Origin of the sequence: Bordetella genomosp. 11, assembly GCF_002261215.1 — a bacterium.
In the GTDB taxonomy this organism is placed as follows: domain Bacteria; phylum Pseudomonadota; class Gammaproteobacteria; order Burkholderiales; family Burkholderiaceae_B; genus Bordetella_C.
This window is the reverse complement of the sequence record NZ_NEVS01000001.1, coordinates 1,075,219-1,091,205: the sequence shown is the minus strand read 5'-3', so window position 1 is coordinate 1,091,205 and position 15,987 is coordinate 1,075,219. Positions and strand designations below refer to the sequence as shown.

8 protein-coding genes are annotated in these 15,987 nt (G+C 68.2%); all 8 read left to right on the top strand.

Annotation, left to right across the window (positions count from 1 at the left end; all coding sequences use genetic code 11):
• Window positions 1-22: 22 nt before the first annotated feature.
• The 8 genes from CAL28_RS04875 to CAL28_RS04840 all read left to right on the top strand — a co-directional run bounded on the left by CAL28_RS04875 (window position 23) and on the right by CAL28_RS04840 (window position 15,947).
• Entirely contained in the window at window positions 23-1,270 is a 1,248-nt protein-coding gene (locus CAL28_RS04875; protein WP_094840231.1) for an efflux RND transporter periplasmic adaptor subunit, read from the top strand.
• On the top strand, window positions 1,267-4,452 hold the full coding sequence (locus CAL28_RS04870; protein ID WP_094840230.1) for an efflux RND transporter permease subunit: 3,186 nt from the start codon (window positions 1,267-1,269) through the stop codon (window positions 4,450-4,452). The genes CAL28_RS04875 and CAL28_RS04870 overlap by 4 nt, the downstream gene beginning before the upstream one ends.
• Before the next feature lie 14 nt (window positions 4,453-4,466).
• Entirely contained in the window at window positions 4,467-5,153 is a 687-nt protein-coding gene (locus tag CAL28_RS04865; RefSeq protein ID WP_094840229.1) for a heavy metal response regulator transcription factor, read from the top strand.
• Window positions 5,150-6,523 (top strand): heavy metal sensor histidine kinase, encoded by a 1,374-nt coding sequence (locus tag CAL28_RS04860; protein ID WP_094840228.1) that lies wholly within the window; start codon window positions 5,150-5,152, stop codon window positions 6,521-6,523. The genes CAL28_RS04865 and CAL28_RS04860 overlap by 4 nt, the downstream gene beginning before the upstream one ends.
• Window positions 6,524-6,627: 104 nt before the next feature.
• Entirely contained in the window at window positions 6,628-7,173 is a 546-nt protein-coding gene (gene sodC / locus CAL28_RS04855) for a superoxide dismutase family protein (protein ID WP_094840227.1), read from the top strand.
• 694 nt (window positions 7,174-7,867) lie between these two features.
• Complete coding sequence (locus CAL28_RS04850; protein ID WP_094840226.1) at window positions 7,868-11,509, top strand: autotransporter outer membrane beta-barrel domain-containing protein; 3,642 nt, start codon at window positions 7,868-7,870, stop codon at window positions 11,507-11,509.
• Window positions 11,510-11,739: 230 nt separating this feature from the next.
• Window positions 11,740-14,784 carry an autotransporter outer membrane beta-barrel domain-containing protein gene (locus tag CAL28_RS04845; RefSeq protein ID WP_176463876.1) on the top strand — a complete coding sequence of 1,015 codons (3,045 nt, stop codon included), beginning with the start codon at window positions 11,740-11,742 and terminating at the stop codon, window positions 14,782-14,784.
• A 185-nt stretch (window positions 14,785-14,969) separates the two neighbouring features.
• Complete coding sequence (locus tag CAL28_RS04840) at window positions 14,970-15,947, top strand: Bug family tripartite tricarboxylate transporter substrate binding protein (RefSeq protein ID WP_094840224.1); 978 nt, start codon at window positions 14,970-14,972, stop codon at window positions 15,945-15,947.
• Window positions 15,948-15,987: the final 40 nt, after the last annotated feature.

Sequence of the window (15,987 nt, the reverse complement as noted above, 5' to 3'; positions counted from 1 at the left end):
CCAGGAAACGAGAGCGAAGATCATGGCAGATGCATTGTCCCGGCGCCGCGCCGGATTCGCGGTCGCCGGCGTGGCGCTGGTCGCCGTCGCCGCCGTCTTTTGGGGCATGACGCGAAAAGCCGAATCGGCCGACGCGCCAGCACCCAAGACGCCGCCCGTTATCGTGACCTCCACGCGGGTCGAGCAACAGGACGTGCCCATCTACCTGACCGGCGTGGGCACCGTGACGGCCAACCAGTCGGTGACCGTTAAAACCCGCGTTGACGGCGAACTCGACAAAGTGGGCTTCGTCGAAGGCCAGGACGTGAAGGCCGGCCAGATGCTGGCGCAACTGGATCCGCGCGCCCTGCAGGCGCAGCTGGCGCAGGCCAAGGCGACGCAGGCCAAGGACCAGGCGCAGCTGGTCAACGCCCGCCTGGACCTGAAGCGCTTCACCCAGCTGACCAAGGAGGACGCCGCCACGCAGCAGCAACTGGACACGCAGCGCGCGCTGGTGTCGCAACTGGAAGCGACGGTGCAGATGGATGAGGCCCAGGTCGCGTTCGCGCAGGTCCAGCTTGGCTACACCACCATTACCGCGCCCATCGGCGGCCGGGTGGGCGCGCGGCTGGTGGACCCGGGCAATATCGTGCACGCGACCGACACCGGCGGCCTGGTCGTCATCAACCAGATCGATCCCATCTCCGTCATCTTCACGGTGCCGGAATCGGCGGTCGGCGACATCAATACCGCGATGGCGGACACGCCGCAGGGACTGCCCGTGACGGCGCTGGGACGCGAATCCAACCAGCCGCTGGGCGAAGGCAAGCTCGTGCTGGTCAACAACCAGATCGACACTACTACCGGCACCGTGCAGCTGAAGGCGCTGTTTCCCAACCCGCGCCACGTGCTGTGGCCCGGCCAGTACGTGAACGCGCGGCTGCAGCTGGGCGTGCGCAAGCAGGCCCTGACGGTGCCCGCCGCCGTCGTGCAGCGCGGCCAGAACGGCACCTATGCCTATGCGCTGGACGACCAGGGCATCGCGCGCATCCAGCCGATCCGCGTGGCGGTGATCCAGGACAACGTCGCCGTGGTGGACGACGGCCTGAAGGCCGGCGAACGCGTGGTCGTGGACGGGCAATACAAGCTGCGCCCCGGCCTGCACACGAGTGAATCCGCAGCGGCGACCGCGATGGCCGATCCGCCGGCCGCCACCGCTACGCGCGCCGGCGCGCCGGATGCCCGCGCGGCCGGCACGGGCGCCAATGCGCCCAAGGGAGAAGGCCGATGAGTATTTCCGCCACCTTCATCAAGCGCCCCATCGGCACCAGCCTGCTGGCGCTGGCGATCCTGCTGGTGGGCATCGCCGCCTGGCCGCTGCTGCCCGTGGCGCCGCTGCCGCAGGTGGACTTCCCCACCATCCAGGTAACGGTGAGCCTGCCGGGCGGCAGTCCGGAGACCATGGCGTCGAACGTCGCCCAGCCCCTGGAGCGGCAGTTCTCGCTGATCGCCGGTTTGTCGCAGATGACCTCGCTCAGCGGCCAGAGCCAGACGCAGATCACGCTGCAATTCGACCTGGACCGCAGCATAGAGTCGGCCGCCGTGGACGTGCAGGCCGCCATCAACGCCGCGTCCGGACAACTGCCGTCCAACCTGCCGAACGCGCCGACCTTCCGCAAGGTCAACCCGGCCGACGCCCCCATCATGATCCTGAGCGTGCAGTCGGACACGCTGCCCATCACCGAAGTCAACGACTACGCCGACAACATCCTGGCGCAGCAGATTTCGCAGATCAAGGGCGTCGGCCTGGTCAATATCGGCGGCCAGCAGAAGCCGTCTGTGCGTGTGCAGGTGGACCCGGCAAAGCTGAAGTCGCTGGGCCTGAGCCTGGAGGATGTGCGCAACGTCATCGCGACGACCACGGTGAACCAGCCCAAGGGCACGATCGACGGGCCCACGCAAAGCTTCACGACCTACACCAACGACCAGTTGCTCAAGGCGGCCCCGTGGAACGACATGGTGATCGCCTATCGCAACGGCGCGCCGATCCGCGTGCGCGATGTCGGCGTGGCCGTGGACGGCCCGGAGAACAACAAACTGGCCGCCTGGGCCTACGCCGGCCCGGCGGCGGCGCCCGGCAATACGATCACCAACGGGCGCGGCATCGTGCTGCAGATCAGCAAGCAGCCGGGCGCCAATGTGATCGATACCGTCGACGCCATCAAGGACGCCATGCCGCGCCTGCGCGCGGCCATTCCGCCGACGGTGCAGATCAACACCATCATCGACCGCACGCAGAACATCCGCGCGTCCGTGCAGGACGTGGAGTTCACGCTGATCATTACCATCGTCCTGGTGGTCATGATCATCTTCGTCTTCCTGCGCGACGTCGCCGCGACGCTGATACCCTGCATCACCGTCCCGCTGGCGCTGATGGGAACGGCGGCCATGATGTACGTGGCCGGCTTCAGCCTGGATAACCTGTCGCTGATGGCGCTGACGATCGCGGTGGGCTTTGTTGTCGACGACGCCATCGTGATGCTCGAGAACATATATCGCCACGTGGAGGACGGCATGGGTCCGCTGGAGGCCGCCTACAAAGGCGCCGGCGAGATCGGCTTCACCATCATGTCCATCTCGGTATCGCTGGTCGCCGTGTTCATCCCGCTGCTGCTGATGGGCGGGATCGTCGGCCGGCTGTTTCGCGAGTTCGCCGTCACCGTCACGCTGACGATCCTGGTTTCGGTCATTGTGTCGCTGACCTTGACGCCGATGCTGTGCTCGCGCTACCTGAAGAACCAGCATGGCCGCGAACACGGGCGGCTGTTCATGCTGTTCGAGCGCGGCTTCGACGTGATGCTGGGCGGCTACAAGCGCGGACTCCAGTGGGTGCTGCGCCACCAGTTCATCACGCTGATGAGCTTCATCGCCACGGTGGCCGTTACGGTGCTGATGTTCCTGACGATCCCCAAGGGCTTCTTTCCGCAGCAGGATACGGGCTACATCTTCGGCTTCGCGCAATCGGCGCAGGACTCTTCGTTCGCCGCCATGAACAGCCGCATGGTGCGGCTGGCGGATATCGTGCGCCAGGACAAGGACGTGGCGGCCTTCGGCATGAACGGCGATCCGACCCAGTTCAACACGGGCCGGTTCTATATCGGCCTGCGCTCCAAGGAAGATGGCCGCAAGGATAGCGCCGACGAGGTGATCCGCCGCCTGCGGCCCAAGGTCGCGCAGGTGGAAGGCGTTACGCTGTACATGCAGGCCGGGCAGGACATCAACGTCGGTGGCCGCCTGTCGCGCACGCAGTACCAGTACACCCTGACCGATTCCAACCTGGACGAACTGAACGAATGGGCGCCCAGGCTGGCCACGCGGTTCGCGCAACTGCCCCAACTGACCGACGTCGCGTCCGACCAGCAAAGCAACGCGCCCACCGCCACCCTGACCATCGACCGCGCGCGGGCGTCCAGCTTCGGGATTTCGCCCGCCCTGATCGATTCCACCATCTACGACGCCATCGGCCAGCGCCAGGTGGCGCAGTACTTCACGCAATTGAACAGCTATCACGTCGTGCTGGAAGTCACGCCGGCGCTGCAGCGGGATCCCTCCCTCTTCAGCAAGCTGTATCTGACATCCCCGCTGACCGGCGAGCAGGTTCCGCTGTCCACGTTCGTCAAGCTGGATACCACCAAGACGGGTTACCTGGCCATCAACCACCAGGGCCAGTTCCCGGCGGTAACCCTGTCCTTCAACCTGGCGCCCGGCACGTCGCTGGGCGAGGCGGTACAGGCGATCGACGCGACCAAGACGGCCATGGGCGTGCCGGCCACGCTGGTCGGATCGTTCCAGGGCGCCGCGCGCGCCTTCGGCGACTCGCTCAAGTCCCAGCCCTACCTGATTGCCGCCGCGCTGATCGCCGTCTATATCGTGCTGGGCTTTCTCTACGAAAGCTACATCCATCCGCTGACGATCCTTTCCACCCTGCCTTCGGCGGGGCTGGGCGCGCTGCTGATCCTGCGCGCGGGCGGCTACGACCTGAGCGTGATCGCGCTGATCGGCATCATTCTGCTGATCGGCATCGTGAAAAAGAACGGCATCATGATGATCGACTTCGCCCTGCACGCCGAACGCGAGCACGGCATGTCGCCCCAGGAAGCCATCTACCAGGCCTGCCTGCTGCGCTTCCGCCCCATCATGATGACGACGATGTGCGCGCTGCTCAGCGGCCTGCCGCTGATGCTGGGCAACGGCCAGGGCGCCGAGCTGCGGCGTCCGCTGGGGTACGCCATGGTGGGCGGGCTGATCGTGTCCCAGGCCCTGACCCTGTTCAGCACGCCCGTCGTCTACCTTTACCTGGACCGCGCGCATTATTGGTACCTGAAGCGCAGGCAGGCCCGCGCCGATCGCAAGGCGGCGCGGCGGGCCGGCGCGGACGGCACCAGGCAGGACGAGCCACTGGTGCAGAAATAGGGTAAAAGAGCGGCATGAAAATCCTGATCGTCGAAGACGAGCTCAAAACGGCCGACTACCTGCACAAGGGGCTGACCGAGCAAGGCTGCACCGTCGATCTGGCGCACAACGGCATCGACGGCCAGCACCTGGCCCTGGAGCATGATTACGACGTCATCGTCCTGGACGCCATGCTGCCGGGGCTGGACGGCTTCCGCGTATTGCGCGAACTGCGGCGCATGCGACAGACGCCCGTCATCATGCTGACGGCGCGCGACGGTGTGGAAGACCGCATACGCGGTTTGCAGGACGGCGCCGACGACTACCTGGTCAAGCCGTTTTCCTTCCTGGAACTGCTGGCCCGCCTGCAGGCCCTGACCCGCCGCGGCCGCGCCCAGGAGCCCATGCACCTGCGTATCGGCGACCTGCAGATCGACCTGGCCAGCCGCAAGGCGCAGCGCGCCGGCGTGCGCATCGACCTGACCGCCAAGGAGTTCGCCCTGCTTGCCGTGCTGGCACGGCGCAAGGGCGAGATCCTCTCCAAGACCGCGATCGCCGAGCTGGTCTGGGACATGAACTTCGACAGCAACGTCAACGTCGTCGAAGTGGCCATCAAGCGGCTGCGCGCCAAGATCGATGCGCCCTTCGGCGTCCGCCTGCTGCATACCATACGCGGCATGGGCTATGTCCTGGAACAGCGCGACGAAGCGCTGCCCGAATGAAGCGTTCCATCACCACCCGCCTGGCGCTGATGTTCGCATCGGTTGCGCTGCTGACCTTTTCGCTGATCGGCATCGCCCTATACGGCGTCCTGCGGGCGGAATTGGCCCGCCAGCAGACCGAGGTGCTGGACACCACCGCCAACGAAATGCTGTATGCCCTCAACCGCATGGGCAGCACCGAACGCTGGAGCCGCGCCGAAACCAAGATGGACACCCTGACGCCGGCCGACGGCAGCCTGCGCTTCTGGATCCTGAGCCCGGATCCAGCCTACGCCTATGGCAGGGACGTTCCCCCCAGCCTGGCCGCCAGCCCGCCGGCCGACGGCTTCTACAGCATCGCCATGCCCGGCCGCGAATACCCCATGCGCGTGCTGGTCCGCACCGTCCCGGCGCTGCAGGAGCGTCCCACGGTCAAGTTCATCGTCGGGATGGAGACGGCCCCCTACTTCCATACGCTGCATACCTTCCTGATCGCCCTGGCCGGCCTGCTGCTGTCGGCCGTGCTGCTGATCATGCTGCTAAGCCACTGGGTGGCCCGCATGGGCCTGCTGCCGCTGCAGCGGCTATCGAGCGAAGCCAGCATGCTAAGCCCCCGGCACCTGTCGCAGCGGCTGAACGTCGCCACGCTGCCCATCGAGCTGGCCGACCTGGCTGGCGCCTTCAACGGCGCGCTCAGCCGGCTCGAAACCGCCTATACCCGCCTGGAAGCCTTCAATGCCGACGTCGCCCATGAATTGCGCACCCCCCTCACCAACCTGATCGGCCAGACCCAGGTCGCGCTCTCGCGCCGCCGCAGCGCCACGGACCTGGAGGAAGTGCTGCAGTCCAACCTGGAAGAGCTCGACAGGCTGCGCGCCATCGTCAACGACATGCTGTTCCTGGCCCGCGCCGACCAGGGCGAAGCCGCCACCGGACTGGTGCGCACGCCCGTGGCGGCGGAAGTCGGCAAGACCATCGAGTTCTTCGAATTCGTCCTGGACGATATGCGCCTGGCCGTGGACATCGAAGGCGACACCGAGGCACAGGCCTCGCTGGACACGGCGCGCTTTCGCCGGGCGGTCACCAACCTGTTGCAGAATGCCATCCAGCATACCGAATGCGGGCGCCGCATCACCGTCCGCATCGAGTCGCAGCCCGGCACGGTGCGCATCGCCGTTTCCAATCCAGGGCCGGCGATCGACCCCGTGCATTTGCCACGGCTGTTCGACCGTTTCTACCGGGTCGACGCCGCCCGCCACGACAATGGCCACACCCATGGCCATGGCCTGGGCCTGGCCATCGTCAAGGCGGTGGCCACCATGCATGGCGGCGACGTGTTCGCCAGCAGCGATGCCGATGCCACGACCATAGGCTTCAGCGTCCTGGCCTGACCAAACTCCGGTAACGCATTGCCGGCTGACGAATGCGCAAGCTTCGGTCACACTCGGCACACCGGCCGCCAACCCGGCGCCGGCCATTCCCGGAAGGAGGTCCGATGAAACATTCCCATTCCCGCAAGGCCCTGCTGGCGGCGACAGCGGTGGCCGCCGCCGCGCTGTTCGCGGCCGCTCCCGCGCGGGCCGACGTCACGGTCCCGATGGCGCTGGCCACCCCCACCGGCAAAGGAGAGGACATAGGCACCGTCACCCTGTCGCAAAACAAGTACGGCCTGCTCCTGACTCCCAACCTGAAGGGCCTGCCGCCCGGCCTGCACGGCTTCCACATCCACGAAAAAGGCGATTGCGGCCCCTCGCAGCAGGACGGCAAGCCCGTGCCCGCCGGGGCCGCGGGCGGCCACTACGACCCGAACGGGACGAAGAAGCACGGCAGCCCATGGGGCGACGGCCACCGCGGCGACCTGCCCGCGTTATACGTCGACGCCGCGGGCAACGCCACCAACCCCGTACTGGCGCCACGCCTGAAGCTCGCCGAGGTCCACAAGCACGCGCTGATGATCCACGTCGGCGGGGACAACCATAGCGACCATCCCCTGCCGCTGGGCGGCGGCGGTGCGCGCGCGGCCTGCGGCGTAATTCCCTGAGCGGAGCGCTGCCGGTTACGCGGGATGTCATCGGCTCGATCCGGCGGCGCCGTCGCTAAGAGTAAGTCCTATAAGTTATGGAGGCGGGGAATTCCTGCATCAAACAGGAACCCCGTCTTCTACGCGCGCGACGAATGGGCCTCTTCATGACCCAACCCTGTTGCACCCAGATCGATCTGGCCGTAGACCCCGCAGCTTGATGACTTCGTTGACCTACTCCCCGCTTCCGCAGTTCCACTCCCTGACCACCCGGATCGTGGCGCGCCCGCGGTTCATGGCGCCTCCCCGCTTTACCTTCTTCGGAGGAACGCGCGGTTCCCTCAACGGGCACCGTTACGCGCGACCTCCCTGCTGACGCTTCGCTGTTAGCGCTCGACGCGCGCCGCACGTCCGATGAACCGGGCGTGCGCGGGCAAGTACTGCCCATCGTCGCGTCGATGCCGCCTCGAACGCATGCGCCCGCTGTTGCGGCGCCACGCGCGGGCGAAGCGCACCGCCCTCCACCGTAGCCCTTTTCCCCGGCGCCGTTGCCGCGATGCGCTGCCGCGCCATGCGCCCGTCGGCCGCTCGCCCCGGCGCATCCCGACAGGCCGGCTTATCCGTCCGCGCGCCTTGCGGCCCGCGGCGAATTCCCATCCACCACAGAGAGTACGCAGCAACCGGTTTTTCCCACCCTTAGCGCTTTAGGAGCAGTATGTCTGACCCGCAACACCCTGCATCCCCGCCATCGTCGTACCCACCCCCGATGTTCCAGCGCATCCGCCCACCAGGCGGACATCCGGCGACCCACCGCGGCCAGGCGCCGTGGATCCTGCGCGCCTTGTACGGCGCGACGTCCTTCGGCCTGCTGGCCGGCGCTGCCGATCCGGCTTACGGCGGCCAGCACGTCAGGCAGTTCGGGCCGGCGGATACGACGGTCCAGGCCACCAACGGCAATCCCGAAGGCCTGGCCCGTGTGCAGGGGCCTATCGTGACGCGGCATGACCGGGAACATGGCATCCAGGCGCTGGAGGCGGGCGCGGCGGTGGTGTCCGGCTCCGTCACGACGCACGGCGACGACGCCTATGCGCTGTACTACGGCGGCGGCGCCCGCGTCGTGATGACGGATGTCCACCTCCTGACCCGGGGAGCGCGCGCGCACGCGGTGGAGGGCATGCGCGGCGTGCCGCCGGAAGCGCCCGGTCAGAAGCCGCCACCGGAGGGCACCCTTGAAGTGCACCGCGGCACGATCGCGATCCAGGGCCCGGGCAGCGTCGCGGTGGATGTGACGACACCGACCGCCCGCCTGGGCCGGCCGCTGGGCGAACTGAGCCCGCCGAAGCTATGGAGCATGGGCTACACCGGGCCGGCCAGCGCCCAGGCACCGGACGTACGGATCGAAGGCTCCGCCGCGAACGCCATCGGTATCGCCATCGACGGACGCCGGAGCCTGGAATTCAATGGCGTCGGTATCGCGCTGACACAGGCCGGCGCGGTTGCGCTTTCCGTCAGCGGGGGCGCCGGCGTGACCGGCAGGAACGCCGGCATCGCGGTGTCCGGCCCGGACAGTTTCGGAATGCGCGTGCGCGGCGATGCCCGGCGCGCCGATGCCGAGCGATGCCCGGTGCCATCGGTGGTCAAGCTAACGGACGGTTTCATCGACATGACGGGACACAATTCGCCCGCCGTGGAGATCGTGCGCGGCAACGTGTTCCTGGAGGACGTCTCCATCGCCACCGCGGCCGGCGCCCGCTTCGCCGTGGGCAACGAGGGCGGCAGCTTGCACATGGAAGGCAGGCGGGAACGCGCCACGATCCGCGCCACGGGTTCGGCCCTGGCGGCATGGACCGCCGACGGCCTGCCCGCGGCTAGCTTCGACTTCCGCAATGTCTCCATCCGCAGCGGCTCGCATAGCCTGATGGAGGCGGGCCACGATCACGCGGATGACGCGACCGCCCAGCCCGCGCATGTGAACCTGTCGCTGGAACGAAGCGACGCGCGCGGCGAGATCTGGGGTGGCACCAGGGCCCCACGCGTGAACGTCACGCTGCGCGACGGATCGACATGGGACGGCCATACGAATATCGGCGGGACGGTGACCGCGGGTCCGGGCAGCACCTGGGCGGTGGACGGAAATGCGGCGGTGCAGGAGGTCGCGCTGGACCGCGGGACGATCGCCTTCCGGCAGCCCGAGTCCGCGGACGCGCAGCCGGCGGACTTTCATCGCCTGCAGGTACGGCAGGACATGCGCGGCAACGGCAAAATCGCCATGCGTGTCGATGCCGCGAACCGGGACAGCGACAAAATCCTGGTCGGCGGCCGCGTGCGGGACGACATCGTCATTGCATTGAAGGATACCGGTACGCCAGCCGATACCGTGACATCCATCGAACTGCTCCACGCGGCGCGAGGCGGGCCCGCGAACTACGCGCTGCCGGACAAGGCCGAACGCGTCCTGCTAGCGGGCCACGCGTTCCAGCTGCACAAGGAAGCGTCGAAGGACGGCCCGGCGGTGACGGTGCTGGCGGTGCCCGAAGGCGCGCCCTTCGTTCGCGGCTACGCGACCCTGGACCTGCCTGCTCCGCGCGGCTACCGGGAAACGGTTGCGGAAACGCCGGCGGCCTTTTACAGCTTCCACGAAACGGCGCGGGTGGATCCGGAACATACGCGTCGCGCCCCGATCGAGGCGCCGCCAAGCCGCCAGGGTGAACCGGATCGCAAGCCCGATAGCCCGCGGCCCGATACCCCGCGGCCCGAAACTATCCCCGGGCCGGTCGGCGGCATCCCCGGCGGAAGCCCGCCCAGGCCCGGAAGCATTCCCCCCACCGTAGTCCCCGGACCCGACGATAGTCCTCCACCCGGGCGCCGACCCGGAAACGACCCTGGAGGCCCCGTGCTCGCACCGGTACCCGTGGATGAGCCAGCGCCGACACCGGAAAGCCATCCCGTGCCGGTGAATGTGCCAACGCCCACACCCGAAAACCATCCCGTGCCCGTGAACGAGCCAACGCCTACGCCCGAAAGCCACCCGGTGCCCGTGAACGAACCGACGCCCACACCGGGAAACCCTCCGGCGCCCGTGAACGAACCGACCCCCACACCGGAAAGCCCTCCGGCGCCCGTGAACGAATCGACCCCCACACCGGGAAACCCTCCGGCCCCCGTAGGCAAACCCACGCCCGCGCCGGAAGGCGAACCGCCCCTCGACGGCGAACCCGCCCCGGATGCCGGGTCCCCGCCGGAGCCGAACGCCCACGACGTCCCTGCCGGAACGGATGCGGAATCCGAGACGCAAGCGCCGCCCGGCGGCGAAGGCGAGGCGACGGAACAAGCGGAACAGTCCCAGCCGGAACCGCCGGCCGCGCCCGAACCGGCGCCTCCCCCGCCCCCATTGCCCACGCCGCTTTCCACCGGCGCCACGCTGGCAATGAACAACGCCGCCCTTGCCGCCGGACAGGGCATCTGGAACGCACAACTGGCCGCCCTGAACCGCCGCTTGCGCGCCGCGCGCCAGGGCAACGCGGCCACGCTGCCCGGCGGCACCCATGCCATCGACGGCTCGGGCATCGGCATCTGGCTCGAAGCCACCGACGCCCGGCAGAAGATCGACAACCCGCTCACGGGCAAATACCGCCAGGACCTGCAAGGCTTCGTCGCGGGCATCGATCGCGCCATCGACGTCGCGGCCGGCCGCTGGCACATCGGCCTGCTGGCCGCGCAGGCCGGCAGCCACCGCGACTTCGACGACGGCAAGGGCCGCACACGCAGCGCGCATGTCGGCGGCTACGCGACCTTCCTGGGCCCCCAGGGCAGCTATGCCACCGCCATCGTCGCGGCAGGCCGTTATCGCCACGATATGCACGGCAAGGCGACGGACGGCAAACGCCTGGCCGGCGCCTTCCGCAACAATGGCATCGGCGCGTCCATCGAAGCGGGTCATCGCGTGGAATTGCCTCGCGCATGGTTCGCCGAACCGCACGCGGGCCTGGACTACCTGTACGTCGGCGGCGCCCGCTACACCCTGAGCGACGGCACGCCGGTACGGGACCATGGCGGCCACTCCCTGCAAGGACGGGTGGGCGCGCGCATCGGCCGCGTGATCGGCACCGGCAATGGCGGCAGCGTCACGCCCTATCTGCGCGCCGGCTATGCCTATGAACGTGGCAACCGCAACCATGTCACCGTAAACGGCATGGCCCTGAAAGCGGACCTGGGCGGCGGCCGGGTCGAACTGGGCGCCGGCTTCGAGGCGCGCCTGGGCAAGGCCTACAGCCTGGTCCTCGATGCCGGCTATGCCAAAGGCAGGCGCTTCGAGGAATCGCGCATGGTGATCGTCGGCCTGCAATACCGCTGGTAAACCGTCGGCCACCGCCGTGGCGCCGGACCGGGATGCGTGGAATCGCCCCCGGGCCGGCGCGCGCCTCCACGGAACAGAAAGGATCCCGCGCGCACATACCCGCTCTGACCTTCTCACGTACAGCCGGCCGCGATCGTCCGTCACGACGATCGCGGCCGATTGTCGTTGTACGCCAGGCACCCCGCCAGGCCTTGGAAGGCGCTTTGCAAATGCTGGAGGATCAAGCCGCCATGGGCCGACCACATGTTGATGGACCGCGCGATGGGCGCGTACGCAAGGACAAGGCACGCGCCGCTGCCCCGGCCGGCCAAAAGCCGCGCCTGGGACTGCCCCGCAAACGCGAGGTGGCCGGTGCTGCCGTGCTCGCGCTGCTGGCCTATCCCATCGGCGATGCCCGCGCGGACGAATACGCGGCCGAATACAACTGGTCCGATCGCACCGTCGAAGCCACGGATGGCAATCCCGGGCGCCGCACGCGCGTGCGCGGCCCCATACGCACGCAAGACGATTGGGCACACGCCGTCACGGCCGTCGATTTCGGGGCAACCGATATTACCGACGCCGAACTCCATACCGCCGGCAACGATGCCTACGGTGTCTACTTCAGCGGCGCCGCCGGGCTGTCCATCACGGGCGCCCGCATCACCACGCGCGGCGACCGGGCGCATGGGCTGGGCGGTTTCGACCAAAGAGGCGACGATCTGCCCGACTGGGCCTATGCCACCGGCGGCGAACTGCGCATGGACAGCGGGACCATCACCCTGTACGGCAACCGCGCGCATGGCCTGCACGTCGTCGGCGCGACCGGCCCCATCCATCTTGGCGCGCCGATGTCGCAGGCGCATGACACGACACCGGCGTCGGCAGCGCGTCCGGACGCGCCGGTGTGGATTTTCGGCAAGGGATCCCACAACACCGCGATCCATGTCACCGCCAACCGGAACGTGACATTCAATGGCGTGCGAACCATCCTGAACGGCCCCTCCAGCACCGGCATTCTGGCCACCCAGAATTCCACGGTGACTGGCAAGAATCTCTGGCTGTACAGCCAGGGCAACGACAGCGCCGGCCTGGATGTCTCCGGCAGGTCCGCATGCGCGGTGAAGAACGGTGAAACCCGGTGCGACCCCGCCAGTACGACCGTGCGGATCACGCGCGGGTTCATCCATATGCAAGGCGCGAATTCCCCGGCCGTGGCGCTTCAGCGGGCCCGCGCGCACCTGAGCGACGTCTCGCTGATGACCGGCCCGCAAACGCCCTATGCGGTAGGCAACGAGGCGGGACGATTCCGTTTCGAGGGCAAGGACACGCGCGCAACGCTGAAAAGCTACGGGACATCGTTGCGCGCATGGGCGGATTCGCCCGACGAAAGCGCTGTCTTCAGTTTCAAGCGGGCAGAGGTGCACAGCGCGTCCAATACGCTGCTTGAAGTCGTCCGCCTCCAGGGGGCGGCGCCCCAGCGGCCCGGCCAGACGTACTACACCATGCTCACGCTCGACGACACGCTGGCGGAGGGCGACATCCACGGCATGCCGCAGTCGCGGGCGCACATCCAGCTGGCGAACGGTTCGGTATGGGAGGGCCATACCGATATCGGCGGCCATGTCCGCATCGACGGCAGCAGCACCTGGGCCATGGACGGGAATTCCGCCATCGATGCCATGGCGATGGCCGATCGCGCGACGCTGCGTTTCGTCGAATCGCATGGCAGGCACGACGGCGCGCCGCGCTTCCACAGCTTGACCGTGCGCGATGGCCTGGAGGGCAACGGGCGTTTCGAAATGCGTACGCATCTGGCGCGCGGCCTGGCGGATAGCCTGGACATACGGGGCCGCGCCCACGGCTCGTATGCCGTACTGATCACCGACCACTCCCTGCCGGGCGAACGCGCGGGCGCGCGCGCCGTGCCCATCGTCCGCGCGCGCCAGGGCGATGCCTCCTTCGCGCTGGAGAACGCCGGCCAGGCCGTGGATGTCCTGGGACACCGCTACACGCTGAAAAAAGCCGAGACCGCCACGGGTTTCGTATGGTCCCTGGAAACGGACGACGCCCTGCCGGACGCCCCTGCCGATGGCGGCGACCCGCGCGAACAACCCGGCACCGGCGATACCCCCGGCCAGGCAGACGATGGCGAGGATCGCGGCGGCAGCTCGGACACGACCGGCGCGCACACCACGCCGGAGGACGGCGAGACCGCCCACGGAGACGCGCCACCGGACAAGGCTGAGACGGAAGGGAAAGACGGCGGGGACGGCGCCACGGCGATCGATGCCGGCGGCGCGCTTGCCGCGGCCCTCGATAAGGACGGCGGCGATGCCGCCCCGGCCGCCCAGCCGTCGCGGGCCATCCGGAACGCCCTGGTCAACAACGGCGGCATCGCGTCTGCCAGTACGCTATGGACAGCCGCGATGCGGCCCGTCGAAAGCCGGACGCGCACGCTGCGCGCGACCCCGATGGACGCCTTGCCGGCCGGAAAGGACACCGGCATCTGGATACGCGGCATCGATACGCGCCAGCACCTGCATCAGGCCGATGGCGAACCTTATACCGAGTCGCTGTGGGGCTATACCCTGGGGGCCGACCGGGCCGTCGACGTGACCGCCGGCCGCTGGCATCTGGGTGTCACCGCCAGCCAGGTCGACGCGCAGCGCCGCTTCGACGACGGCAAGGGCCGCACGTCGGCGGCGCTCTTCGGCGCGTATGCCGTCCTGCGGCTGGACAACGGCGCTTACGCCAGCGTCGCGGCATCCGCGGGGCGCTATCGCAATACGGTACAGGCGCGCGGGTCCGCCTTCGACGATCCGGCGACGGGCCGGTTCCATCATGTCGGCGCCGGCATCGCCATCGCGGCCGGACACCGCCTGGACCTGGCGCGCGGCTGGTTCGTCGAACCCCATGCCGGCCTGTCGTATTTCCGCGCGGGGCCCGCGCGCTATACCTTGAGCGACGGCACGGCGGTACACGATCGCGGCGGCCATTCGCTGCAATCCCAGGCCGGCGTGCGCGCCGGGCGCGCCATCGACCTGGGCAATGGCGACATCGCCACGCCCTACGTGCGTGCGAACTGGCTGCGCGAATTCGCCAATCGCGGCGCGATACATGCCGATGGCGCCTCGCTGGGCACGGACCTGTCCGGCAACCGTTTCGAAATCGGTCTCGGGGCCGAGGCCGAAGTGGGTCGGCGCCACTTGCTGTACGCGGATATCGAAGTCGGCAAAGGACGCCACGTATCCCACTCCCGCGCCATCGTCGCGGGATATCGATACCGCTGGTAGCCAAGGCGGGCCGGCGCGACCGGTATATGCTATGGCGCTGCCATGCCGCATCCCGACCCGGCGACGCGGCATGGCGCGCGGCGGCCCGCACAGGCAGCACCGTGGGTCTCGCGGCCTAGCGCCCCGACAGAGGGCGCGACTTACGCATATTCCGCAGCCATAAGCAAAATGCAAAAGGAGACACCATGCACGCTGCCACCCGACTCGCCCTGTCCGCCGTCTGCGCCCTTGGCCTGGCCGCCACGGCGCACGCCGACGCCGCCTGGCCCGACGGCAAACCCATTACGTATATCGTTCCCTTCGCGCCCGGCGGGGCCACCGACATCATCGGACGCCTGGTCGCCAGCAAGCTCGGCCCGGCCCTGGGCACCACGGTCGTCGTCGAAAACCGCCCCGGCGCCGGTGGCAATATCGGTTCGGATTACGTCGCCAAGGCCAAGCCCGACGGCTATACGCTGGTCGGCGGCACCATCAGTTCGCACTCCATCAACGGCAGCCTGTACAAGAACATGCCGTACGACATGGTCAAGGATTTCGTGCCGGTGGCCTTGACCGGCAAGCTGGGCAATGCCCTGCTCGTCAAGGACGACAGCCCTTTCCGAAGCGTGGCCGATGTCCTGGCCGCGGCCAAGGCCAAACCGGGCGCGCTCAGCTACGGTTCCTCGGGCAACGGCACGTCGCAGAACCTGTCCGGCGAATTGTTCAAGGCCACGGCCAAGGTCGATATCATGCATGTGCCCTTCAAGGGCAGCGCGCCGGTGCTGCAGGCGCTGATGGGCGGCCAGCTCTCCATGGCCTTCGATAACATCCCGCCGGCCCTGCCCCTGATCCAGTCCGGCAAGCTGCGCGCCCTGGCGGTCACCTCCGCGAAGCGCGACCCGCACCTGCCCGATGTGCCCACCATGCAGGAACTGGGCTTGAAGGATTACGAGGTCGTCTCGTGGCAGGCGGTGTTCGCGCCGGCCGGCACGCCCAAGCCCATCGTCGACAGGCTCAGCACCGAGATCCTGAAAATACTCCGGGAGCCGGACGTGAAGAAGAAATTCGCCGACATGGCCATCGACGGCAGCGGCATGGACGCGCAGCAACTGGCGGCGTTCCAGAAGTCCGAGGTCGCGAAGTGGAAGAAGCTGATCGATACCGCGGGAATCCGCACGGAATGACGGCCTGGCTTCGGGCGCGCAGCGCGCCCGAAGCCAGGGC